The sequence below is a fragment of the Stenotrophomonas sp. STEN240 genome, assembly GCF_056756175.1.
This window is the reverse complement of sequence record NZ_JBRRBO010000007.1, coordinates 15,516-39,421: the sequence shown is the minus strand read 5'-3', so window position 1 is coordinate 39,421 and position 23,906 is coordinate 15,516. Positions and strand designations below refer to the sequence as shown.

20 protein-coding genes are annotated in these 23,906 nt (G+C 64.5%); 13 read left to right on the top strand and 7 right to left on the bottom strand.

Annotated elements, in window-relative coordinates; translation table 11 throughout:
- Positions 1–14: 14 nt before the first annotated feature.
- The 3 genes from ACVOKO_RS04800 to ACVOKO_RS04790 form a co-directional block, all read right to left on the bottom strand.
- Complete coding sequence (locus ACVOKO_RS04800) at positions 15–1,139, bottom strand: polyamine ABC transporter substrate-binding protein (protein ID WP_346497811.1); 1,125 nt, start codon at positions 1,137–1,139, stop codon at positions 15–17.
- Positions 1,140–1,462: 323 nt separating this feature from the next.
- Complete coding sequence (locus ACVOKO_RS04795; protein ID WP_346497809.1) at positions 1,463–2,851, bottom strand: glutamine synthetase family protein; 1,389 nt, start codon at positions 2,849–2,851, stop codon at positions 1,463–1,465.
- Entirely contained in the window at positions 2,848–3,612 is a 765-nt protein-coding gene (locus tag ACVOKO_RS04790; protein WP_346497807.1) for a gamma-glutamyl-gamma-aminobutyrate hydrolase family protein, read from the bottom strand. The genes ACVOKO_RS04795 and ACVOKO_RS04790 overlap by 4 nt, the downstream gene beginning before the upstream one ends.
- A 167-nt stretch (positions 3,613–3,779) precedes the next feature.
- Between ACVOKO_RS04790 and ACVOKO_RS04785 the strand changes: the two genes are divergently transcribed.
- The 3 genes from ACVOKO_RS04785 to ACVOKO_RS04775 all read left to right on the top strand — a co-directional run bounded on the left by ACVOKO_RS04785 (position 3,780) and on the right by ACVOKO_RS04775 (position 7,112).
- Positions 3,780–5,072, top strand: coding sequence for an NAD(P)/FAD-dependent oxidoreductase (locus tag ACVOKO_RS04785; protein ID WP_346497805.1), 1,293 nt, complete (start codon positions 3,780–3,782; stop codon positions 5,070–5,072).
- A gap of 248 nt (positions 5,073–5,320) precedes the next feature.
- The gene (locus ACVOKO_RS04780; RefSeq protein ID WP_346497906.1) at positions 5,321–6,532 is read left to right on the top strand and encodes a GGDEF domain-containing response regulator; all 1,212 of its coding nucleotides are present in this window, start codon (positions 5,321–5,323) and stop codon (positions 6,530–6,532) included.
- A gap of 118 nt (positions 6,533–6,650) precedes the next feature.
- The gene (locus tag ACVOKO_RS04775) at positions 6,651–7,112 is read left to right on the top strand and encodes a bacteriohemerythrin (protein ID WP_346497803.1); all 462 of its coding nucleotides are present in this window, start codon (positions 6,651–6,653) and stop codon (positions 7,110–7,112) included.
- Positions 7,113–7,247: 135 nt separating this feature from the next.
- On the opposite strand, the gene ACVOKO_RS04770 is transcribed toward ACVOKO_RS04775, so the two are convergent.
- A complete protein-coding gene (locus ACVOKO_RS04770) occupies positions 7,248–8,546 on the bottom strand; it encodes an MFS transporter (protein ID WP_346497801.1) in 1,299 nt (432 codons plus the stop codon).
- A gap of 157 nt (positions 8,547–8,703) precedes the next feature.
- On the opposite strand from ACVOKO_RS04770, the gene ACVOKO_RS04765 reads away from it, so the two are divergent.
- A complete protein-coding gene (locus ACVOKO_RS04765) occupies positions 8,704–9,063 on the top strand; it encodes a hypothetical protein (protein ID WP_346497799.1) in 360 nt (119 codons plus the stop codon).
- A gap of 488 nt (positions 9,064–9,551) precedes the next feature.
- Positions 9,552–9,986, top strand: coding sequence for a PepSY domain-containing protein (locus ACVOKO_RS04760; protein ID WP_346497797.1), 435 nt, complete (start codon positions 9,552–9,554; stop codon positions 9,984–9,986).
- A gap of 452 nt (positions 9,987–10,438) precedes the next feature.
- Here the strand turns inward: ACVOKO_RS04760 and ACVOKO_RS04755 are convergent, their stop codons facing one another.
- Positions 10,439–11,941: an aldehyde dehydrogenase gene (locus ACVOKO_RS04755; protein ID WP_346497795.1), complete on the bottom strand. Its 1,503-nt coding sequence runs from the start codon at positions 11,939–11,941 to the stop codon at positions 10,439–10,441.
- A 156-nt stretch (positions 11,942–12,097) separates the two neighbouring features.
- Here ACVOKO_RS04755 and ACVOKO_RS04750 point away from each other — a divergent pair, with 156 nt between their 5' ends.
- The 8 genes from ACVOKO_RS04750 (at position 12,098) to ACVOKO_RS04715 (ending at position 20,843) form a co-directional block, all read left to right on the top strand.
- Positions 12,098–12,979: a plasmid replication/partition related protein gene (locus ACVOKO_RS04750; protein ID WP_346497793.1), complete on the top strand. Its 882-nt coding sequence runs from the start codon at positions 12,098–12,100 to the stop codon at positions 12,977–12,979.
- 51 nt (positions 12,980–13,030) lie between these two features.
- Entirely contained in the window at positions 13,031–13,675 is a 645-nt protein-coding gene (locus tag ACVOKO_RS04745; protein WP_346497791.1) for a DUF5671 domain-containing protein, read from the top strand.
- Positions 13,672–14,100 carry a hypothetical protein gene (locus ACVOKO_RS04740; protein ID WP_346497789.1) on the top strand — a complete coding sequence of 143 codons (429 nt, stop codon included), beginning with the start codon at positions 13,672–13,674 and terminating at the stop codon, positions 14,098–14,100. The genes ACVOKO_RS04745 and ACVOKO_RS04740 overlap by 4 nt, the downstream gene beginning before the upstream one ends.
- A 3-nt stretch (positions 14,101–14,103) precedes the next feature.
- Entirely contained in the window at positions 14,104–15,390 is a 1,287-nt protein-coding gene (locus ACVOKO_RS04735; RefSeq protein ID WP_346497787.1) for a DUF445 domain-containing protein, read from the top strand.
- Between the two features lie 842 nt (positions 15,391–16,232).
- A complete protein-coding gene (locus ACVOKO_RS04730) occupies positions 16,233–18,461 on the top strand; it encodes a TonB-dependent siderophore receptor (protein WP_346497785.1) in 2,229 nt (742 codons plus the stop codon).
- Between the two features lie 107 nt (positions 18,462–18,568).
- Positions 18,569–18,895: a DUF3649 domain-containing protein gene (locus ACVOKO_RS04725; protein ID WP_346497783.1), complete on the top strand. Its 327-nt coding sequence runs from the start codon at positions 18,569–18,571 to the stop codon at positions 18,893–18,895.
- Positions 18,892–20,514, top strand: a complete 1,623-nt coding sequence (locus tag ACVOKO_RS04720; protein WP_346497782.1) for a PepSY-associated TM helix domain-containing protein — start codon at positions 18,892–18,894, stop codon at positions 20,512–20,514. Before ACVOKO_RS04725 ends, ACVOKO_RS04720 begins: the two co-directional genes overlap by 4 nt.
- A complete protein-coding gene (locus ACVOKO_RS04715) occupies positions 20,511–20,843 on the top strand; it encodes a DUF3325 domain-containing protein (RefSeq protein ID WP_346497780.1) in 333 nt (110 codons plus the stop codon). The genes ACVOKO_RS04720 and ACVOKO_RS04715 overlap by 4 nt, the downstream gene beginning before the upstream one ends.
- A 225-nt stretch (positions 20,844–21,068) precedes the next feature.
- On the opposite strand, the gene rlmKL is transcribed toward ACVOKO_RS04715, so the two are convergent.
- A complete protein-coding gene (gene rlmKL / locus ACVOKO_RS04710) occupies positions 21,069–23,207 on the bottom strand; it encodes a bifunctional 23S rRNA (guanine(2069)-N(7))-methyltransferase RlmK/23S rRNA (guanine(2445)-N(2))-methyltransferase RlmL (RefSeq protein ID WP_346497778.1) in 2,139 nt (712 codons plus the stop codon).
- Between the two features lie 132 nt (positions 23,208–23,339).
- On the bottom strand, positions 23,340–23,867 hold the full coding sequence (locus ACVOKO_RS04705) for a hypothetical protein (protein WP_346497776.1): 528 nt from the start codon (positions 23,865–23,867) through the stop codon (positions 23,340–23,342).
- Positions 23,868–23,906: the final 39 nt, after the last annotated feature.

The following is a 23,906-nucleotide window of genomic DNA, read 5'->3' as shown; positions in this document are numbered from 1 at the left end:
AGAGCTGCCTGAAATCAACGACCGGTCTTAACCTCGGTCCACAAGCGGGTGTACAGCTTGTCCGTCTCCGGGCTGTTGATCGCATAGGTGAACATCTTGGCGGCCACGTCTTCGGCCGGGTAGATGGTCTTGTCGTCACGGATGGCAGGGTCAACCAGCGAGGTCGCCGACTTCACCGGGTTGGCGTAGTGGGTCACGTTGGTGTTCTTGGCCGCGACTTCCGGCTCCAGCAGGTAGTTGATGAAGGCATAGGCATTGCCCGGATGCTTGGCATCCTTGGGAATGGCCAGCATGTCGAACCACTGCGGGGCGCCTTCCTTGGGAATGGAATAAGCCACTTCCACGCCATTCTTGGCTTCTTCGGCGCGGTCACGGGCCTGGATGATGTCACCCGACCAGCCCACCACCAGGCAGGTGCTGCCGTTGGCCAGCGAACCCACGTACTGCGAGGAGTGGAAGTTCTGCACGTACGGGCGGATCGACTTGAGCAGGTCGGCAGCCTTCTGCAGCACGGCCGGGTCGGCGCTGTGCGGGTCTTCGCCCAGGTAATGCAGGGCCACCGGGATCATGTCGGCTGGCGTATCCAGCAGGGTCACGCCGCAGTCCTTCATCTTGGCGATGTTTTCCGGCTTGAACACCAGGTCCCAGCTGTTGGCGATGTCGGCGCTGCCGCCGAAACGCTCTTTCAGCTTGGCCACGTTGTAGCCGATGCCGGTGCTGCCCATCATGTACGGCACGCCGAACTGGTTGCCCGGGTCCTGGCCGGCGATGCGCTGCATCACCGCCGGGTCGAGGTTGGCCAGGTTCGGGATCTTGCTCTTGTCCAGCGGCAGGAACACGCCGGCCTGGATCTGGCGGCCGAAGAAGTTCAGCGTCGGCACCACGATGTCGTAGCCGCTGTCACCGGTCAGCAACTTGGTCTCGACCATCTCGTCACTGTCGAACACGTCGTAGGTGACCTTGATGCCGGTCGACTTCTCGAAGTTCGGGATGGTGTCTTCGGCGATGTAATCCGAATAGTTGTAGACGTTGAGGACCTTGGCCTCGCCGCCTTCAGCAGGCTTGGCGCCGGGTTCCTTGCCGCCGCAGGCAGCAAGCAGGGAAATGGCGACACCAACGGTCAGAATGCGCAGATTCATGGGTTCTCCAGTGTGATCCGGGAGCGGTATGGGGGACCGGCCAAGCCGGGAGGTGGCATATTGTCCCATCTGCGGCGCCATTGTGTGTAGAAAGCGGCTGCAGGGGTTGTGGGAGCGGCGTGAGCCGCGAAGCTGGCCATGCTTGAAAGGCAACAACAAAACCAACCCCTCCCCAACCCTCCCCTTTGCTGCGCAAAAGGGAGGGAGACAAGCTGTAGGAGCGGCGTCAGCCGCGAAGCCACTATTGCAACAGCCAGAGCAGAGCTTACCCCTCCCCGGCCCTCCCCTTTGCTGCGCAAAAGGGAGGGAGACAAGCCTTGCACTCAGACATTCAACAGCAGGAACTCTCGCTCCCACGAGCTGATCACGCGGAAGAAGGTCTCGTATTCCTTGCGCTTCACCGAGACATAGGCGCGGCAGAACCGGCGCCCCAGCAGCTCCTGCAGCGCGTCGCAGACTTCCAGCCCGTCCAGCGATTCACCCAGCGAGCGCGGCAGTTCGTAGCCCAGTTCCTTGGCGTTGCCGCTGATCGAGGGGGTCGGCTTGAGCTTCTCGCGGATACCCAGCAGGCCACAGGCCAGCGTCGCCGCCATCGCTAGATAGGGATTGGCGTCGGAGCCGGCAAAGCGGCTTTCGACGCGGTTGTTTTCCAGGCTGTCCATCGGCACACGCAGTCCGCAGGTGCGGTTGTCGAAGCCCCACTCCACATTGCTGGGCGAAACTTCACCAAATACCAGCCGGCGGTAGGAATTCACGTTCGGCGCGAAGAAGCCCATCGCCGCCGGAACGTATTTCTGCAGGCCAGCCAGATAATTGTCGAAGGTCTCGCTGTACTCACCTTCGTTGTTGCCAGCAAACACGTTCTGGCCATCGGACACGCGCACCAGGCTCTGGTGGATATGCATGGCGCTGCCAGGCTCGGTTTCCATCGGCTTGGCCAGGAAGGTGGCATAGATGCCGTGGCGCAGCGCCGCCTCGCGCATGGTGCGCTTGAACAGGAACACCTGGTCGGCCAGCGACATCGCATCATCGTGGGTGAAGTTGACCTCCAGCTGGGCGGCGCCGGATTCGTGGATCAAGGTGTCCACGTCCAACTTCATCGCATCGCAGTAGTCGTACATCAGGTCGAGGATGGGGTCGAACTCGTTGACCGCATCGATGGAGTACGACTGGCGCGCGGTTTCCGGGCGGCCGGAACGGCCAGCCGGCGGCAACAGCGGGAAATCAGGGTCGGTGTTCTTCTGCACCAGGAAGAACTCCAGCTCCGGCGCCACCACCGGCTTCAGTCCGAGTTCCTCGTAGGCTGCCAGCACGCGCCGCAGCACGTTGCGCGGCGCCAACTCATGCGGCAGGCCGCTCTTGGTGTAGCAATCGTGGATGATCTGCGCGGTCGGATCGGTGGCCCAGGGCACCATGCGTACGGTATCCGGGTCCGGGCGCAGGATCATGTCCGCGTCGGCCGGCGAGGTCAGTTCGTAGTAGTCGTCCGGGTAATCGCCGGTCACCGTGGTGGCGAAAATACCTTCCGGCAGCCGCGTACCGTAGTCGTGCGAGAACTTGTCGGCGGGAATGATCTTGCCGCGCGCATTGCCGGTGATATCCGGCACCAGGCATTCCACCTCGGTGATGTGCCGCTCCTTGAGCCAGCGCAGCAACGAGCTTTCTTCCTGTACGTCGGCGGCGGTATTGCGTGAGCGGGGGCGCGAAGTCATGGGGAACCAACTTGTTTGTGTAACCGATAGCGGCGACAGGCCTCGCCGAAGGCTTTGAAAATGCCCAGATAGAACGGATTTTCAACAACCCGCCATTCCGGGTGGAACTGCACGCCCAACAAAAACGACGGGCCGCTGCCACGAAACGCTTCGATCAGGCCATCGGGCGCGCGCGCCTCGACCTGCAAGCCCTCGCCCAGGCGAGCCACGCCCTGCCCGTGCACCGAGTTGACCATCACCTCGTTGCCGCCGGCAATGCCGGCCAGCAGACCATCCGGTTGCAACTGCAGCGCGTGCGCCGGCCCATATTGCACATCCAACGATGACGCCGGGTTTTCACGATGATCGGCCAGACCGGGCACTTCATGCACCTTGGGATGCAGGCTGCCGCCAAAGGCGACATTGAGTTCCTGGAAACCACGGCAGATGGCCAGGATCGGCATGCCCAACGCACGTGCCTGCGGAATCAGCCCGAATACATTGGCATCACGCGCCGGATCATGCGGATTACCCGGCCAGCTGTCGCCACCGCCGTAGTGGTGCGGTTCGATGTTGCTGGTGGCACCGGTCAACAACAGGCCATCCAGCGTGGCCAACCAATCCCCCGCCGGCAGCGGCGGTTGCAGCAGCGGCAGCACCAGTGGGGTGGCCTGCGCACCATCAACAACGGCGCGCACGTACTTTTCACCGACCACAAGGAAAGGATGGGGGCCGATCGGTTTGCTGTCGGTAGGCAAGCCGACCAGCGGCAGGCTGGCCATGGGTGAAGCTCGTGAGACGTGTTAGCACGCTACCCCTGCCCCGCCGATTAGGCAACCAAGCGCCATCTGTCATTCAACTTGTACCGGGCACACTATGCCGGCTGTTCCCCGCCTGCGCGCGCCGCATACGCCGGGGTCGCTACACTGCCCACCCCTGATTCGGCCTGATGTCCGTGGACCCCGCTGCACCTGTTTACCCGCCAAGCTGGTATGCCGCCAGTCAACCCGAGCTTGCCGCGCATGCACCGCTGCGTGGCCAGGCGCGTGCCGACGTGGCTGTGCTAGGCGCCGGTTACACCGGCCTGACGGCCGCGTTGGCCCTGGCCGAAAAAGGCTACAAGGTCACCGTCCTGGAGGCCGAGCGGATCGGCTGGGGCGCCTCCGGCCGCAATGGCGGCCAGGCCATCGTCGGCTACGGCTGCGAACAGGACACGCTGGAAGCGCTGATCGGTGACGACGATGCACGGCTGCTGTTTGATTTCTCGCGCGACGGCATGCACATGCTCAAGCAGCGCATCGCCCGCCACGGTATCGACTGCGACTGGCGTGACGGCCATGCCAGCGTGCCCATCCACCCGCGCCAGGAGCGCGCCCTGCGTGCCGACATCGAGCGCATGGCACAGCGCTACGACTATCCGCTGGAATGGTGGGACCGCCCGCGGCTGCGGCAGGAGCTGGCCAGCGACCGTTACCTGGGCGCGATGTACGACCCCGCCAGCGGCCACCTTCATCCCTTGGCCTATGCGCAGGGCCTGGCCCAGGCGGCGGAGGCCGCCGGCGTCACCCTGCACGAATATTCACCGGTCACCCGCCTGCAGCGTGGTGGGCAGCCGGCGCTGATCACCGAGCACGGTCGCGTCGATGCCGATTTCGTCGTATTGGCCGGCAACGCCTGGCTGCAGGGCATCGCGCCCGAGCTGGAAACCCGGATGATGCCGGTCGGCACCTATATCGGCGCCACCCAGCCGCTCGGCGCCGAGCGCGCACGCGCACTGATCCGCAACGACATGGCCGTGGCCGATGTGAACTGGGCGCTGGACTACTTCCGGCTCAGCCGCGACCACCGCCTGTTGTTCGGTGGCCAGGCCAACTACTCCGCACTGCCCCCGCCAGGCCTGCGCGCCAGCATGACCCGACGCATGCGCCGGGTATTCCCGCAGCTGGCCGACGTCGAAATGGAATACGTGTGGGGCGGCTATATCGACATCACCCGCAACCGTGCCCCGCATTGGGGCCGGATCACCCCGAATGTGTATTTCGCCCAGGGTTTCTCCGGCCACGGCGTTGCCAGCACCGGCCTGGCCGGCGAAGTGATCGCTGCCGCCATTGCTGGCCAGGCGCAGCGCCTGGATGTGTTCGAACGCATCCCGCATGGCGTGTTCCCCGGCGGCAAGGCCCTGCGCATGCCTTTACTGGTGGCTGCCATGTCCTGGTACAAGCTGCGCGACCTGCTCTGGTAAGACCTGGACGCGGCCGAGGGCGACAAGCGGCAATTTCGACCAGCTTGTGAAGACCGGCCTTCACGTCGGTGCGGCAACCGCGACGTGCGCTTCGCCTCAAGTTCTTACGCCAGCTGCCGTTACACGTTCCGATGCTCCCTACTCTCACAACTCTGGCCAACCCGCCGCAGCTCGCGTTCGACAGCCCGTCGATCACGCCGCTGCCGCAACGCATCCTGCTCGTAGAGAATTCACGCACCTTCACCACGATGCTACGCGAGGCCATCGAGCAACGGCTGGAGCTGCCGGTCAGCGTTGCTTCCAGCCTGGCTGAGGCCGGTGAACTGCTGGATCGTGAGGAGGGCTGGTTTCTGGTACTGACCGGGCTGGTGCTGGCCGATGGCGACCGCGACCAGGTGGTGCAGTATTTCGTCAACCGCGGGCTGCCGACCATCGTGGTCAGCGGGGTCTATGACGAGGACCTGCGCAAGCGCGTGCTGCAGCAACAGATCATCGACTACGTCCTGAAGAACACCCCCGGCAGCATCGATTACCTGGTCTGGCTGGTGCAGCGCATGGAGCGCAACCGGCGCATCGCCGCCCTGGTGGTGGACGATTCGCCGTCTGCCCGCGCCTATGCCGCCGCCTTGCTGACGATGTATGGCTACCACGTCATCGAGGCCGATGACGGCGCCTCGGCACTGCGTGCGATCGAAGCCGACCCGGCCATCCGGCTGGTCATCGTCGATGAAGAAATGCCTGGCATGCAGGGCGTGGAACTCACCCGCCGGCTGCGCGCCATGCGTGCGCGCGACAAGGTGGCGGTGATCGGCATCTCCGGCAATTCGGATCCCTCGCTTATCCCGCGCTTCCTCAAGAACGGCGCCAATGACTTCCTGCGCAAGCCCTTCTCGCGCGAGGAATTCTTCTGCCGGGTCTCGCAGAACGTGGACCAGCTGGAGCTGATCGGCACGCTGCAGGATCTGGCTACCCGCGATTTCCTGACCGGCCTGCCCAATCGCCGCAGCTTTCTGGAACAAAGCCAGCGCCAGCTCAGCGCCATCAACAATGGCGGCATGGTGGCGGTGGCCATGATTGATATCGACCATTTCAAGCACATCAACGACAGCCTCGGCCATGAGGCCGGCGACCAGGCCATCCGCGCCGTCGCCTCGGTACTGCAGGCCAATACCCGCGCGCATGACATCAGCTCGCGCTTTGGCGGTGAGGAATTCTGCCTGATGGTAAGCGGCTTGGATGCAGCCGCCAGCGCAGCGCATTTTGAACAGATGCGACAGGCGGTGGCCAGCCTGCGCCTGCCATTCGGCGACAACACCTTGAGCATGACCGTCAGCATCGGCGTTTGCCGCATGCCGCTGCGCAGCGGCAACCTGCATCAGCTCATCACCGAAGCCGACCGCCAGCTCTACCTGGCCAAAGCCGGCGGGCGCAACCGTATCTGCAGCAGCGATACACACTGATCGCGCCCCGCGATCTGAACGAAAAACGCGTTGAAAACCCGGCATTGATCCAGATCAACGCGCCTGCCCGGCCCGCTCCCTACAGTGCTGCTCAAAGCACACATGGGGAGAAGTGGCGGTGGCATTACTGGTTTGGCAGGACGATCTCAATACGGGCGTGGAGGTCATCGACCACCAGCACATGCGCATCGTGGAGATGCTCAATCACCTGCACGTTGCACAGAAAAACCTCGAACGCATCGCGGTGGCGGAAGTCATCGACGAACTGGTGGACTACACCATGTCGCACTTCGCCTTTGAAGAAGAATTGATGGAAGAGGCCGGCTACCCGTTCTGCGCCGCGCACAAGCGCGTGCATGAAGTGTTCGGCAAACGCGTCTCCGAATACCGCATGCGTTTCCAGGCCGGTGAGGACGTCACCGATGAACTGCGCAACATGCTGTCACGCTGGCTGTTCAACCACATCCGTGGCGACGACAAGGCCTATGCCGAGCACGTGAAACGCCACCTCAACCAGTTTGCCCGTGACCATCAGGAAGGCAGCTGGCTGGGACGCACCTTGAAGCGCCTGTTCCACTGAGTCCTTGTTTGCGGGAACAGCGCGTTTGCCGGCATCGTTGCAGATGCCGCAAGCGTTGCTCCCGGGTTTTCTGCCGCAGGCACGCCGCAAGGCGCACACGTTGCCGATCTGTGTGGGATTGGCGGTAGTCGCGACTTACGGCGTTCCTGCGGCAACCCCGCGCTGGTGGCGGTTGATCGCCAGCAGGGCAAGGCCGGTCAGCAGCGCGGTAACGCATAGATAGCCGCCGACAGCAGCAATGCCGAATTTGCCGGCCAACCAGGTTGCCGCATACGGCGCCGGTGCCGCGCCCAGGATGCCGGCCAGATTGAACGACAGCGAGGCGCCGGTATAGCGCACCTGCACCGGATACAGGCCGGCCAGCATGGTGCCGCAGGGGCCGTAAGTGAGGCCCATCAGGAACAGGCCCACCGACAGGAACAACAGCACCTGCCACGGATGCCCCGCCTGGAACAGCGGCTGGAACAACAAGCCAAACACGAAGATGCCCGCCGTCGCCCACAACATCGCCTTGACCGTTCCATGACGATCGCCATACAGCGCAGCCAACGGTATGCCGGCAGCGAAGAACAGGATGCCGACCATCTGCAGCAGCAGGAAATCCTCGCGCGCATAGGCCAATGTCGAAGTGCCATAGCCCAGCGTGAAGACCGTCATCAGGTAGAACAGCACGAAGGTGGCAAACGCCGCCAAGGTACCGGCCAGCACCGCAAAGCCATGGCCTAGCAGCACCTCGCGTATCGGCAGGCGCACCCGCTGGCCCTGTTCAAGAGCCTTCTGGAAATCGGGCGTCTCGCGGATGTTCAAGCGCACCCACAGGCCAACAATCACCAGCAGCGCACTGGCAATGAACGGCACCCGCCAGCCCCAGGCCAGGAAGCTGGCGTCATCCAGTACCCGCCCCAGCAACAGGAAGGTACCGGCCGACAACAGGAAGCCCAGCGGCGCACCCAATTGCGGGAACATTCCGTACCAGGCGCGCTTGCCGGGCGGCGCATTCTCGGTCGCCAGCAGCACCGCACCGCCCCATTCCCCGCCCAGCCCCAGGCCCTGGCCGAACCGGCACAGCGCCAGCAGCAGCGGCGCGGCCACCCCGATGTCGTGATAGGTCGGCAGCAGGCCGATGGCCACCGTCGACAGGCCCATGGTCAGCAGGGCCGCGACCAGCGTGGCCTTGCGCCCGATCCGGTCGCCGTAATGGCCGAATACCGCCGAGCCCACCGGCCGTGCGATGAACGCCACCGCGAAGGTTGCCAGCGACTGCAGCAGCGCCGCATCGCTGCTGCTCTCCGGGAAGAACAGTTTGGGGAACACCAGCACCGCCGCCGTGGCGTAGATGTAGAAATCGAAGAATTCGATGGTGGTGCCGATCAGGCTGGCCGCCAGTACCCGGCGCGGAGAGTTCAAAGGGGCGGAGCTGGCGGCAGCGGACATGGGCGTAGCGGAAGAAAGAGTGCTGGCAGTCTGCCATGCACCGCTGCCGCCGCTGCCAATTGGTTGCAGCCGACACCGTCGTTCCTGGACCGGCCCAGGCCAGGCCGGGCCGGCGGAACCTATTGGTGCAACTTGCGGTCACAACAGCACCCTCCGCATGGATGCACTGGTGATGTCGGCAATTTCCAGATCTTTCCCACACCTGGGCGCAGCGTTGGTGGTCATCGCGGTGCATGCGGCCATCGCGTTATGGCTGCTGCAGCCGCGCCAGCCCCGCCCCACCGACAACGGGCCGCGCACCAGCCTGCGCTGGCTGCCGCCACGGCCTGTGCCGCCGCCGCTGAAAACCACGCATGCAGCCAGCCAGGCCGACGCTCCCGCCAAACAGCACAATCGCGGGCGCAGCAATCACCGTCGCAACTGCCGCCCATCGCCGTCGAGCAGGCGACGGCCAGCCCGTCACCGCCGCCCTTGGACCTTCGCATACCCGACGCTGGCCGAGCCGGCGCTGCGCTGAGCGCGGAGACGTTCGCCCAACAGCCTTTCCGCCGGCTCAACAACGACCCGGCGTTTCGCCACGCGCCGCGCTACTTCCGCCTGCGGCCGCAGATGAGCCCGCGCCAGATGATCCAGGGCGTGGCCAGTTCCCTGGGCTTTTGGCCGCCCGGCTACGAAATTGACCCCTGCAGCCTCAGCCGAAGCGAGGTGAACTATTTCCAGAATGCGGTGAGCGAGGGCGACCGTGCAGCCCTGCGCAGCGCCTTGCTGCAGGAAAGTGCGCGTTGCCGGCGTTGAGGCTTGCGGGGTTCTGCACGGCGGCACAAGGTGACGTGCTGCACACGCCATGAAACGCTCTGCGAACACTTTCTTGCGTTCCCGTGCACATCGATTAACCGCAGCCGATTGCGCCAACGCCACATCGCGGCAATTCACGGAGGTATACAGGTAGTCGACGGTAGGGTTGCTGCTGCGCCAGATGCGCAATGAACCCGAAGGAGCAGACCCATGAACAACCGACCGCTACGCACTGCCATGTTCGCCGCCGCTCTGACCTTGGCCGGCGCCGGTATCGCCCAGGCCCAGGATGCCTTGACCGCCCCGCAGGTGCGTGCACAGCTGGAGGCGCAGGGCTATACCAACGTCAAGGACGTCAAGTTCGATGACGGCATGTGGGAGGCCGATGCGACCAGCGCCGATGGCAAGAAGGTCGACGTGAAGCTCGACCCGCGCACCGGCACGGTGTATCCGGACAAAGCGGTTTCGCAATTGAGCGAGGCTGATATCCGTGCGCAGCTTTCCAGCGCCGGCTATATCGGCGTCAGCGACGTCAAGCTGGACGACGGCATGTGGAAGGCCAAGGGCCGGACTGCCAATGGCGAGAAGGTGGAGGTCCGTCTGGACCCGGCAACCGGTGCGGTGGTGGCGCAGGAAAAAGATTGATGCGCGCTTAGCGCAACCGTGATGCATCACGCCTCCCCTTCGCTACGCGAAAGGGAGGGAGCAGAGCAGCGCTGCATGCACTGCCCCTCCCCTTTGGCGTAGCCAAGGGGGAGGTTGGGAGGGGGTAGCTTTTGCTGTTGCATGTGACGCTTCAAATGCGTGAGCACAAGCTATGAAGCCAACCCCTCCCCAGCCCTCCCCTTCGCTACGCGAAAGGGAGGGAGCAGAGCAGCACTGCATGCAACGCCCCTCCCCTTTGGCGCAGCCAAGGGGGAGGTTGGGAGGGGGTAGCTTTTGCTGTTGCGTGTGACGTTTAAAAAGCGTGAGCACAAGCTATGAAGCCAACCCCTCCCCAGCCCTCCCCTTCGCTGCGCGAAAGGGAGGGAGCAGAGCAGCACTGCATGCAACACCCCTCCCCTTTGGCGTAGCCAAGGGGGAGGTTGGGAAACAGATCAGCCTTCCAGATTGATCCAGGTCGCCTTCATCTCGGTGTACTTGTCGAAGGCATGCAGCGACTTGTCGCGGCCGTTGCCCGATTGCTTGTAGCCACCGAACGGCGCGGTCATGTCACCGCCGTCCCAATAGTTGACCCACACGCTACCCGCGCGCAGCCCGCGTGCAACCCTGTGTGCGCGCGAAATGTCGCGCGTCCACACACCGGCAGCCAGGCCGTACTCGGTGTCGTTGGCCAGCTGCAAGGCCTGCTGCTCACCGTCAAACGCGATCACCGACAGCACCGGCCCAAAAATTTCCTCGCGTGCAATCCGCTGCTGCGGGCTTACCTCATCAAACACGGTCGGCTCGATGTAGCAGCCACCTGCAACCACCTCGGCGCGCTTGCCACCGAGCAGCAGACGCGCGCCTTCAGCCGTGCCCTGTTCGATGTAGCCGAGCACCCGCTGGGCCTGCGCTTCGTCCACCATCGCACCCATCGCCGCCTTGGGCTCGAACGGGTGCGCCGGTTGCATATGCCGCCCGTGCTCAATGACCTTGGCAACAAACGCATCCTTGATCGAACGCTCCACCAGCAAGCGCGAGCCCGCCGTGCATACCTCGCCCTGGTTGTAGAAAATCGCAGCGGCCGCTGCCGCTGCCGCCTTGTCCAGATCGTGCGCATCGGCAAATACGATGTTCGGGCTCTTGCCGCCGCATTCCATGTAGGCACGTTTCATGTTCGACAGGCCGGCACATTGCAGCAGGCGCTTGCCCACCGCAGTCGAGCCGGTGAACACCAGGCCATCCACGTCCATATGCAAGGCCAGCGGCTCGCCTGCATTCTTGCCATTGCCTGGCACCACATTGAACACGCCCTCCGGCACACCGGCTTCGGCTACCAGCTCAGCAAAGCGCAAGGCACTCAGCGGCGACTTCTCGGACGGCTTGAGCACCACGGAATTGCCCGCCGCCAGTGCCGGCGCAATCTTCCATGCGGCCATCAACAGCGGGAAATTCCACGGCACGATGGCGCCGACCACACCCAATGGTTCACGAGTGATCAGGCCCAGTTCGTTGGCGCCGGTGGGCGCCACCTCGCCATAGAGCTTGTCCACCGCTTCGGCCGTCCATTGGATGCAGCGGATCACGCCGCCGATATCGACGCGGCGTGCTTCGGCAACCGGCTTGCCCATGTCCAACGCTTCCAGCACGGCCAGTTCATCGGCGTGTTGTTCAACCAATGCCGCCAGCTTCAGCAAAACCAGCTTGCGCTTGACCGGCTTCAACCCGGCCCAATGGCCGGCGCTGAAACTGCGGCGGGCCGCTGCCACCGCATGGTCGATGTCCAACTGCCCGCAATCGGCAACCTGCCCCAGCACCCGCCCATCGATCGGGCTGATGCAGTCGAAGGTGGCGCCGGAGGCCGCATCAACATATTGGCCGTTGATGAACGCGCGGGTGCGCAGCGACAGGCCGTCGGCCAACGCCTGCCATTGTTCACGGATATGCGGGCTGTTCATGCAGGTTTTCCTTGTGACGAAGACGTTGCAGCAGGCCTTGATGGTACGCCGGCCACCGTAGCGCGCCGACATGGACCTGTTATTTCCGGTAAATGCAAGGGTTGGCCGTGGCCCCTGCGGGCTTCACAATGCCGCTCCACGTTTTTGGCAGCTCTCATGGACATCATCGTCAACGAAGAACTCAAGGCCTATATCGATCCGCTCACGCAGGACGAGCACGACGCGCTGGAGCGCAGTCTGCTGGCCGAGGGCTGCCGCGACGCGCTGGTGCTGTGGGGCGACGTGCTGATCGACGGCCACAACCGTTACGGCATCTGCTCCAAGCACGGCATTGCGTTCAATACCGTGCAGAACACCCGCTTCAAGTCGATGGACGATGTGCATCTGTGGATGATCGAGCAGCACTTGGGCCGCCGCAGCGTGTCGGACTACCAGCGCGGCGTGCTGGCCCTGCGCAAGCGCGACATCCTGGAAACCCGCCGCCGCAGCGAGCAGGAACAGCTGCGCCGCGAGAGCGAGGGTGAGGCAGCGCCCAGCGATGCAGCCGACAACGACAGCCCACCGTGGGATCCGGCACCCAAGCTGTCCAAGGCCGATCTGGCCCGCGAAGCCAAGCTCAGCCCCAGCCAGGTGACGATGATCGAGAAGATCCACGATCACGCCACCGCCGAGGTGATCGAAGCCATGCGGGTGGGCGCGATCTCGCTCAGCGCGGCAGCCACCGTGGCCAGCCTGCCCGAGGATGAACAGCGTGCCGCTGCACGCGGCGGCAAGGACGAGCTGAAGCAGGCCGCCAAGCGCGTGCGTGACGCCAAGCGCAAGCCGAAGGCGGCGCGCGAAGATGCCGACGACGAGTCGCAGCCGCTGAGCATGGCCGAAGCCGATGGCCTGGACGGCGCCGTCGACAGCGCCGAAGTTCAGGCCCTGCGCCAGCGCGTGGCCTCGCTCACCGGCGAGAACCAGGCCTTGCGCATGGAACTGGATGCCCTGCGTGCGCGCATGCTGGCCTCCCAGGTCGAAGAACCGACCGACGCTTGATTGACCTGAGCCGGCACCCTAGGCTGCGGTCATCCCTGCAAGGAGCATGTGATGGCCTCGGCCTCCCCGGAACTTGAAACCTTCGTCCGCGACGCCTTGATGCGCGGCCACAGTCGCCAGCAGGTCAGCAGCGCCTTGCTGGCCGCCGGCTGGAGCGAGCAGCAGATCAGCGGCGTGCTGGATGGCTGGGCCGAGGTGGACTTCCCGCTGCCGGTGCCGCGCCCACGCGCCTCGCTATCGGCGCGCGAAGCCTTTGCCTACCTGGTGCTGTTCAGCACGCTGTACTTCTTCGCCTGGAACCTGGGCAGCCTGTTGTTCCAGCTGATCCAGTACGCGCTGCCCGATCCGACTGACCCCGATTGGCAGCTGCTGCGCCTGAGCGGCGGCATCCGCTGGGCGATCTCGGCGTTGGTGATCGCCTTCCCGGTGTTCGCCTTCGCCGCCCATCGCGTCAGCCGCGACGTGGACAAGCACCCGATCAAGCGTTTGTCACCGGTGCGCCGCTGGCTCACCTATCTGACCCTGTTCGTCGCCGCCACGGTCCTGATCGGCGATCTCACCGCACTGGTCTACAACCTGCTGAGCGGCGAGCTGAGCCTGCGCTTCGTGCTCAAGGTACTGGTGGTCGGCGTGATCGCTGGCACCGTGTTTTCGTACTACCTGTGGGATCTACGCCAAGAGGAGGTGGAGGCATGAGCCGTACCGCTTGGGGCACCCGCGTCCTTTGGGCGACCGGCATCGTCACTGCGGCTGCAATTGCAGCCGGGGTCTGGGTCATCGATTCACCGTCGCAGCAGCGGCTCAAGCGCCTGGATGAGGCGCGCCTGTCGCATCTGCGGACGCTGGAGACCGCTGCCCAAAATTACTGGCGCGAGAACGACGCGCTGCCGCCCAACATCCTCGCCCTGGCAGCGCAGCCGGGCATGGTGCTGACCTACAAGGACCCGGCCGGTGGCCCCGACTACCGCTATCGCACCCTGGACGCCACCCACTACGAGCTGTGCGCGCAGTTCGACACCAGCAGCGCCGATGGCCCACAGGCCGGCCGCGCCAGCGAATGGGCGCACCCGGCCGGCAACCACTGTTTCCGCCGCGCGGTGAGCGACAAGGACAACGAATAAGCCGTGAGCCCCCAGGACGACCCGCGCCGCGCCCAACTGCGTCGCCTCAAGTTGTACGCCGTGGCCATGCTGCTGGCGATGCTGGCCGGCTTCGTTGTCAGCCACATCAACGGCGAGCGCGGCATCTGGGCCTGGGTGGGGGCGTTCTGTGAGGCGGCGACCGTCGGTGCGTTGGCCGACTGGTTTGCGGTGGTGGCGCTGTTCCGGCGGCCGTTGAACCTGCCCATTCCGCACACGGCCATCATCCCGCGCAACAAGGAACGCATCGCCGACAGCTTGGCGGTATTCGTGCGCGATCACTTCCTGGAACCGGAAACACTGCTGGCCAAGCTGAAAGTGTTCGATCCCGCCACCCGTCTTGGCGAATGGCTGGCGCAACCAGCGCAGGCAAAAATGCTGGCCGGCATGGCGCGCGGCTGGACGGTGCAGGCCTTGGATCTGCTCGATGAGGCGGCAGTGCGCCGCTCCATCCAGGGCTTTGTGGTGGCCCAGCTGCGGCAGTGGAACGCAGCGGCCACCGCCGGCGAACTGCTTGGGCTACTGACCGCCGACAACCGCCACCAGCGGGTGCTCGACGAAGGGCTTACCCGCGTCGCCCACTGGCTGGACAACGACAAGGTGCGACAGCAGGCCTCGGCCTTGATCGTGCGTTACATCCGCAAGGAATGGCCGAAGCTGGCCAGCACCGTGGATTGGGTAAAACCGATCGACGAGATCGGTGATTCACTGGCCGACCGCCTGGCACGCGCCGGGCTGGAAGAACTGCAGGCCATCCTCTCGCAACCCGAGCACCCGCTGCGCCAGGACTATGCATTGTGGCTGGGTGACTACATGCGCCGCCTGCGCGAAGACCCGGCCCTGGCGGCCAAAGTTGATGCACTCAAGCAGCAGGTGATCGACCACCCGGCAGTGCAGGAATATGTGCAGGGCCTGTGGCAGCGCGTGCATGAATATCTGCGGGCTGATCTGTCGCGCGAGGATTCGGTATTGGCGGGCCACCTGGAACGCAGCCTGGGCAAGCTGGGCACGACCATCGGCAACGACCCCGCCCTGCGCGACGCGCTCAACCAGCACATGCTGGCCGGCGCGGAAAAGCTGACCAATCGCCTGCGCAGTGGCGTCACCAGCCATATCGCGCAGACCGTAAAGGCCTGGGACGAAAAGAAGCTGGTCGAGCAACTTGAGCTGAGCGTTGGCCGCGACCTGCAGTACATCCGTTTCAACGGCACCCTGGTAGGCGGCCTGATCGGCCTGCTGCTGCATGCGCTGACCGGCTGGCTGAAATTCTAGGTCCGCAGCGTTGTAGGGGCGGCGTAAGCCGCGAAGCCGGGGCTGCAACAGGTTGAAGCACTTTCAGCACTCGACGAATGCCAGCTGCATCTCGTGATTGCAACCGATGCGCGCGACTGCAGATTAGTCAGCTTCGCGGCTGACGCCGCTCCCACAAATCTCCGGCGACATCTGTTGTGGGAGCGGCATAAGCCGCGAAGCCAGTACCGCAACAAGTCGAAGCACTTTCAGCATCCGACGAATGCCAGCCGCATCTGATGATTGCAACCGATACGGGCGATTGCAGCCAAGCCAGCTTCGCGGCTTACGCCGCTCCCACAAACCTTCGGCGACATCTGTAGGAACGGCGTAAGCCGCGAAGCCAGTACCGCAACAGGTCGAAGCACTTTCAGCATCCGACAAAAGCCAGCCGCATCTGATGATTGCAGCGGATGCGCGCGATTGCAGGTTAGCCAGCTTCGCGGCTTACGCCGCTCCTACAAATCTCCGGCGACATATGTGGGAGCGGCGTAAGCCGCGAAGCCGGCATCGCATCACAGCCCGCAATCACATCGCGATTGCCAACAGCACACGGACACATCAGCTTGCTTAATCAAATGCGAACAATTATCGTTAGCACCTAGGCAGTACGCCCAGCCTCGTGCGGCACGGATGCTTCGCATCGTTCCGCCACGCCCCGTGTACCCCCGATATCCAAACTGACGCCGCGCGCCCTGGCAGGCCGCGCCGTGCATGCAGGCCAACTGGCGGGAGCGGTACACCCGGGGCATCCACGCATCGTGCGGGCTGCGTCGTGCGCGACTCCTGTGGTTGGCAAACCCTTCGCCCAACAGGAATCCAACATGCCCTCCCGCCCCACCCTGCCGCAGCCTGCACTGCTGGCCATCGCGCTTTCGATTGCCCTGTCCAGTGCTGCAATGCCGGTATTTGCCGAAGAAGCAGCGCCCGCCTCGGCCACCAACCTGGACACGGTGAAAGTCGTTGCCGATGCCGACATCCCCACCTCGTACACGGTGAAGCAGGCGCGTACCGCCACCAAGCTGGATCTGTCGCTGCGCCACACCCCTCAGTCGGTCACGGTGCTGACCCGCCAGCGCCTGGATGACATGGGCCTGTATGCAATGTCCGATGTGATGGGCCAGGTAACCGGCGTGCACGTCGCGGTGACCGACAGCGAGCGCATCAGCTTCGTCTCGCGTGGCTACACCATCAACAACTTCCAGGTTGATGGCATGCTCAATACCTTCGGCGGCTACATCAAGACCAACAACGACAGCGTCATCTACGACCGCATCGAGGTGGTCCGCGGCGCCACCGGCTTGACCACCGGCGCCGGTGATCCGTCGGGCACCATCAACTACGTGCGCAAGCGCCCAACCGACGAATTCGCGATGAGCGCGAACCTGATGTTCGGGCGCTGGGGCAACCAGCGTCTGGAAGCGGATATCGGTGGCCCGGTTGCATTGGATGGCCGCGTGCGCGCGCGCATGGTCGTTGCCAAGCAGCAGAGCGATTCCTTCCGCGACGTCTACAAGCTGGACAAGGATGTGTTCTACGGCATCGTCCAGGCTGACCTCAGCGACAGCACCTTGCTGGAAGTTGGCTACGAATACCAATCCCCGGAAACCTCGGGCGTTACCTGGGGTGTGGTGCCGTACTGGGGCGTCGATGGCAAGCCGGCCAACTTGCCGCGTTCGACCAATTTCTCGGCGCGCTGGAGCCGCTGGCCGATTGTGGAGAAGACCGCATTCGCGCGGCTTGAACAAAGCCTGGGCCACGACTGGGCAATCAAGGCCAGCTACACCCGCTCCAAGCGCGAGACCGAAGGCAACGTCTGGTACGGCGCTGCGGGCTACCCGCGCCCGGACGGCACCGGCGTGGTCGCCTACATCGGTGCGTTTGGCGAACGCGGCGACATGCAGGTGTTCGACGTCAATGCCGGCGGCCCGTTCAAGTTGTTCGGCCGCGAGCACGAACTGGTGGTCGGCCTCGGCCAGTCGGTGCGCAAGGGCGAAGTGCCGGCTTCGGACTTCGATTACCCCGATGGCTACGACAAGGTGCCGGATTGGCGCCACTGGACCGGTGATGTCGCACCGTTGCAGGTCAATCGTTACAACTGGCTGTCCTCGCGCGATGAGCTCAAGCAGCGCGCCGCCTATGTGGCCGCGCGCCTGCAGCTGGCCGACCCGCTGATGGCGGTACTGGGCGCACGCTACGGCAGCTGGGAGACGCGCAGCTGGAGCTATGATCGCGACGCGGCCGGCAAACTGCTGGGCACCACCCGTGGCGGCTACAAGCCGGATGACTCGCTCACTCCGTATGCCGGCCTGATCTATGACTTCAGCAAGTCGTTCAGCGCCTACGCCAGCTATACCGACATCTTCCAGCCGCAGAATTACCGCGACAAGAACAACAACTACCTGGAGCCGGTGGTCGGCGACATGTGGGAAGCCGGCATCAAGGCCGAGCTGTTCGACGGCCGCATGAACGCATCGGCGGCCGTGTTCAAGGGCGTCAAGGACAACGTCGCCGAGATCGACGATTCGGTGCCGGAGGCCTCGTTGCCTGATGGTTCCAGCGCCTACCGTTCCACTGGCAAGGGCAACAAGGTCAAGGGCTGGGAAGTGGAAGCCCAAGGCAGCATCAGCGAACACTGGAACCTGTCGGCCGGCTACGCGCACACCATCATCCGCAACCAGCAGGGCGTGCGCCAGAGCACCACCACGCCGGTCAACACGTTCCGCCTCAACACCGGCTGGCGTCCCGGCGGCGCTTGGAGCCGGCTGTCACTGGGTGGCGGTGTCACCTGGCAGAGCGAAATCTGGCGCATGACCAACCGCCCCACCAACGATTACCTGACCAGCGGCAAGACCTACAAGTCGCGCCTCACCCAGGACGCGGTGGTACTGGTCAATGCCTTTGCCGGTTACCAGTTCAACGACAACTTCTCCGCGCAGTTGAACATCAACAATCTGCTCGACAAGAAGTACTACAGCAACGTCGGCTTCTATGACGGCGTCAACTGGGGCGAGCCGCGCAACGTGCGTCTGAGCCTGCGCTGGAAGCTGTAATCCCTCCAGGGAACCACTGCCATGCAGTGGCGGCCAGGGACGGCCGACTTGTTCCGCGCCACCGCGTCGCCGGTGGCGCCCGTATTGATTCGACTTTGCAGGTTTCTGTGGACAGCACGCCTCTTGCCAGCCCCTGGCACAACCGTCTTCTCGGCTTCTTCGCGCGCCCCTGGCTGGGCGTGTTGTCGCGCTCACTGGCCGCCATCGTTGGCGGCTACGCGCTGGCCGCCACATGCTCGATGTTCTTCGCCGTGGCATTGCCGATCGCCCGCAGCCAGGCCGTGCTGACCGGCATGCTGGTCGCCATCGTGCTCTGCGCCTGCGCGGCGCTATGGGCATTTGCCACCCGCAGCGCGCTGCGCGCATGGCTCGGCATCCTTCTGCCGACCGCACTGTTCTGGTTGGGCACGCAATGGTTTGGAGGTGCGGCATGAAGAACGGATTCCGCCAGTCGATGGCATGGCTGCATACCTGGACCGGACTGCTGGTGGGCTGGTTGCTGTTGCTGATTTTCATGGCGGGCACCGCCAGCTACTACCGCGAAGAGATCAGTCGCTGGATGCGGCCGGAGCTGCCGCGCAGCACGGTCAGCACCGACGATGCGGCGGCGCGCGCGCTCAGCTTCCTGCAGCACAAGGCACCTCAGGCTGAAAGTTGGAGCGTCACCCTGCCCGATGCCCGCAACCCGGCGCTGCGCATGTTCTGGCGCAACCCCGAATCGATGGTCAAACCGCCGGTCGAGGGCGAGAAACGTCGTCGCCGTGGTGGCGGCCGCTTCGGTGATGCCACCGTCGACCCCAACACCGGCAACGAGGTGACGGCACGCGAAACCCGCGGCGGCGACTTCTTCTATCGCCTGCACTTCGACCTGCACTACATTCCAGTCGTATGGGCGCGCTACATCGTCGGTTTCTGCGCGATGTTCATGCTGGTGGCGATCATCAGCGGCGTCATCACCCACAAGAAGATCTTCAAGGATTTCTTCACTTTCCGCCCGCAGAAAGGCCTGCGCTCGTGGCTGGATTTCCACAACGTCAGCGCAGTGATGGCGCTGCCTTACCACGCCATGATCACCTACACCGGCATCGTCACCTTGATGTTCATGTACCTGCCTTGGGGTGTGAGCAGCGCCTATCCAAAGGACGAAGACGCCTTCTTCAGTGAAGCATTCGCGCGCATGGCCGAGGTTGAATCACCGGCACAGGGCCAGGCCTTGCCGATGCCCATCCAGCAACTGATGGACAGCGCGCGCAGGCACTGGAATGGCGCCGAGATTGGCGGCTTCACCGTGTACCGGCCGGGTGCGGCAAACGCCGTGATCGATATCCAGCAGCGCGACGGCAAGCGTCTGTCGGTAGACACGCCATCGCTGCGCTTTGACGCAGTCAGCGGCGCGCTGCTGGAAGCCAGCCCCAGCGCCGGTGGTGCCACTGCAACACGCGGCGTCATGTACGGCCTGCATCTGGCGCGTTTCGCCGATTGGGGTTTGCGTGGCCTGTTCTTCCTGTCGGGCCTGATCGGGTGTTTGATGGTGGCCAGCGGCGTGGTGTTGTGGGCAGTGAAAGAACGGCCCAAGCACGCCAAGTCTGGCAGGACGGGTTTTGGCCTGCGCCTGGTGGATGCGCTGAACATCGGCGCTGTCGCCGGCCTGCCGATTGCCTTTGCCGCCTATTTCTGGGGCAACCGTCTGCTGCCGCTGCAGCTGGCCGAGCGCAGCGACGCCGAGATCAGCGTGTTCTTCTACGCATGGGCGGCATCATTGCTGGCGGCCTTCATCTGGCCCAAGCGGATGATGTGGGCGTGGCAGTTGTATGCAGGCGCGGCGATGTTCGCCTTGATTCCGTTGCTCAATGCCTTGACCACCCGCAGCAACCTGGGCGTGACCATCGCCAGCGGTGACTGGGTGTTGGCCGGCTTCGACCTGTGCATGCTGGCCTTCGGTGTGATGCTGGGTTATTGCGGTTGGCGCATGCAGCACTGGCAACCGCCGTTGAGTGCGGCCGAAAAGAAACGCAGGCAACAGGCCGTCGCGGTCGCCGAGGCCAGCGCATGATGCTGCTTGCGCTTGGTTTGTCGTTCGCCGCCTTTGTTGCACTGTCGTTGGCGATGGAGAAACACCAACTGGAACTGCACGGGAAAGCAGGCGCAAGCAGCGCGCGCATGCGGCTGTGGGGTTGGCTGGGTTGGGGACTGTTGTCGGCCGCGTTCGCGCTGTGCGTATGGCGGGATGGCTGGGGATTGGGCCCCGTGTGGTGGCTGGGGGCGATGACCGCTGCCGGCCTGCTGCTGGCCTTCGGGCTATACCCGTATCGCCCGCGTTGGATCGTGCCGTTGGCGTGGGCGTTGCCAGTAGCGGGAATGGCCGCAGCAACCCTGCTGTAGAGCCGAGCCATGCTCGGCTGGGGCACATTACCGGGAACGCTTTTGGTAGAGCCGAGCCATGCTCGGCTGGGGCATTACTGGGAAAGCCTCTGCCGAGCATGGCTCGGCACTACAGGGAGGCATTCCTAAGAAAGCCCTTGCCGAGCATGGCTCGGCATTACAGGTGAAGCATTGCTGGGAAAGCCTCTGCCGAGCATGGCTCGGCACTACAGGTGTCGCGTCGGCTTATACCCGGCGCAGTTCCCAGGCGCGGTGGATGCGGGCGTTGCGCTCGAAATCCGGGCCAATGGTCTGCGCGGAAATTTCGCGGCAGTTGGCGAACTCGGCGATGGCATTCTCTTCCAGCTTGAAGCGGCGGAAGTTGTTGGAGAAGTACAACACGCCGTCCGAGGTCAGCCGCTCCATCGCGGCACGCAGCAGGCGCACATGCTCGCGCTGGATGTCGAAGTCTTCAGCGCGCGCCGAATTGGAGAAGGTCGGCGGATCGCAGAAGATCACGTCGTAACGGTTCTTCTCCGCTTCCAGCCAGGTCACCGCATCGGCCTGTACCAGCGTGTGCTGGCTGCCACCCTTGCCGTTGAGCGCAAGGTTGTCGGCGCACCACTGCAGATAGGTACCCGACAGATCGACGCTGGTCGTAGACGAGGCGCCAGCAACCGCCGCTTCCACACTGGCCACGCCGGTGTAGCAGAACAGGTTGAGGAAACGCTTGCCGCGCGATTCCTGCGCCATATGCGTACGCAACGGGCGGTGGTCGAGGAACAGGCCGGTGTCCAGGTAATCGAACAGATTGACGCGCAGCAGCGCATCGTTCTCGCGCACCAGGATGAACTCGCCACGCTGCTCGAAGCGGCCGTACTTGCTGCCGCCCTTGCCGCGTTCGCGCGACTTCAGCGCAACCTGCTCGGCTGGCACCTGGAACACTTCGCGCGCAGCGGCCAACAACTCGTTGCGACGGCGACGTACGTCCACATCCGGAATGGTGGCCGGCGCCGCGTATTCCTGCACATGCAGGAAGGTGCGGTTCTTGCCACCGTCTTCGCGATAGACATCGATGGCGGCCGCGTATTCCGGCAGATCGGCGTCATAGGCGCGGAAGCAGGTGATGCCTTCGCGGTTCAGCCAGTTCTTGAATTTCTTCAGGTTCTTGCGCAGGCGGTTGGCCACCATCTGCGCGCCTTCGCTGAGCTCGCGCGGCTGGCCGGCGTTCTCGCGCTCAGGCACCGCAATCGGGTCGCAGACGATCAGCGCGCACTCGATGGCACCGTTGAACATCTGGTACTTCTTGCCCGCACGCAGGCCGGTGGCGAAGGCCAGATCGGCACTGCCGCACAGCAGGCTTGCACGCCAGGTCGGCACGGCACGCTTGAGCGCATCACCGATACGGCGATACAGCACGGTATCGGCCGCCAGGCGTTCGTCGTAAGGCGGGTTGCAGACCACGCAACCGGTTTCCTGCGGCGGCACCTGCACATCGGCAACGTCACGCACGCCGAACCAGATGGCCTCGCTGACGCCGGCGACTTCGGCGTTTTCCTTGGCCGCACGGATTGCCTGCGGGTCGATGTCGCTGCCGTGGATGACCTGCTTGAGCGCAGCACGGCCAACCTGCTCGCGCTCACGCGCTTCGGCCGTCAATTCCTTCCACTGCGCCTGGTCAAACCCGCGCCAGCGGCTCGGTGGAATGCTGCCATGGCGCTGCAGGCCCGGTGCCACGTCGGCGGCCATCAGGGCGCCTTCGATCAGCAAGGTGCCGCTGCCGCACATCGGGTCGAGCAGACCGCCACCTTCGGCATGGATCTTCGGCCAGTTGGCGCGCAGCAGTACCGCTGCGGCCAGGTTTTCCTTCAGCGGCGCGTCGTTCTGCGCCATGCGCCAGCCACGGCGATGCATCGGGCCACCGCCCAGGTCGATCGAGATCGTGGCGCGGCCCTTGCGCAGCGACAGGTTGATGCGCACGTCCGGGAATTCAACATTCACCGAAGGCCGCTCCATGCCCTGCCCGCGCAGGCTGTCGACCACGCCGTCCTTGACCCGCTGCGCGGCAAAACGCGCATGGGTGATGGCGGTGCCGGACACATGCGCGTCCACCGACAAGGTCAGCTCGGGGGTGATGTGCTGGTCCCACGGCATTGCCGCCACGCCCTGGTACAGCGAGTTCTCGTCCGGGCATTCAAATTCCTGCAGCGGCCACAGCACGCGGCTGGCCAGGCGCGACCACAGCACCACGCGCTGCGCATCGCGCAGCTCGCCTTCGGCATTGACGCCGGAAATGGTGGCGGTCGCCCGCGGCAGGCCCATCGCCAGCAGTTCGTCGGCAAGCAGGTATTCGAGGCCCTTGGCGCAGGAAACAAAGAAATTCACGGGAGATATCAACTTTCGAAAAGGGAGTCAGGCCAGCCAGGCGGGCAGGCACGGTGGCCGGCCCCGGGGCATCCAAGGCCGCTATTGTAGGCAGTTGCCCGCCGCGCCGTCGGATTCAGGCTGCGGCCGCGTTCACAAACCGCGCAGCAGGGCCTCGAAGGCCTGGCAGGAGGCGTCCACATGGCGCATCAGGCGGTGGCCGTCATTGACCAGCAGCAGCCGCGCCTTGCGCTCGGCGGCCCAGGCGATGACGTCAGCGGCCGGGATCAACTCGTCATTCCAGGCGTGGACCACGCTGATCGGCACCGCAGCGGCGTCCAGCGCCGGCATCGGCCCCATCGTGGTCGGCGGCACCATCAGGAACAGCCCCGCCACCGGCACCTGCAGCGAGGTGATCGCCGAGATATAGGCGCCCAGGCTGGAACCGGCCAGCACCAACGGGCCGCGCGCCGCCATCTCGGCCGCGCGCTCGACCAGCCGCTGCAGCCGCGCCGGCACGTCGCCCACCCGGCTGATCTCATGCCTGGCGTCCAGGTCGGTGTAATCCGGGCGCTCGTGGCTCCAGCCCAGGCGTTGCGCGACATCGGCCAGCGCGGTGACCTTGGTAGCGTCCGGGCCGCTCTCGAAGCCGTGCGACAGAATGCAATGGCCGCGGCTCATGGCTGGCGGCAAGTCATGGGGGAACTCATGGGTGAATGC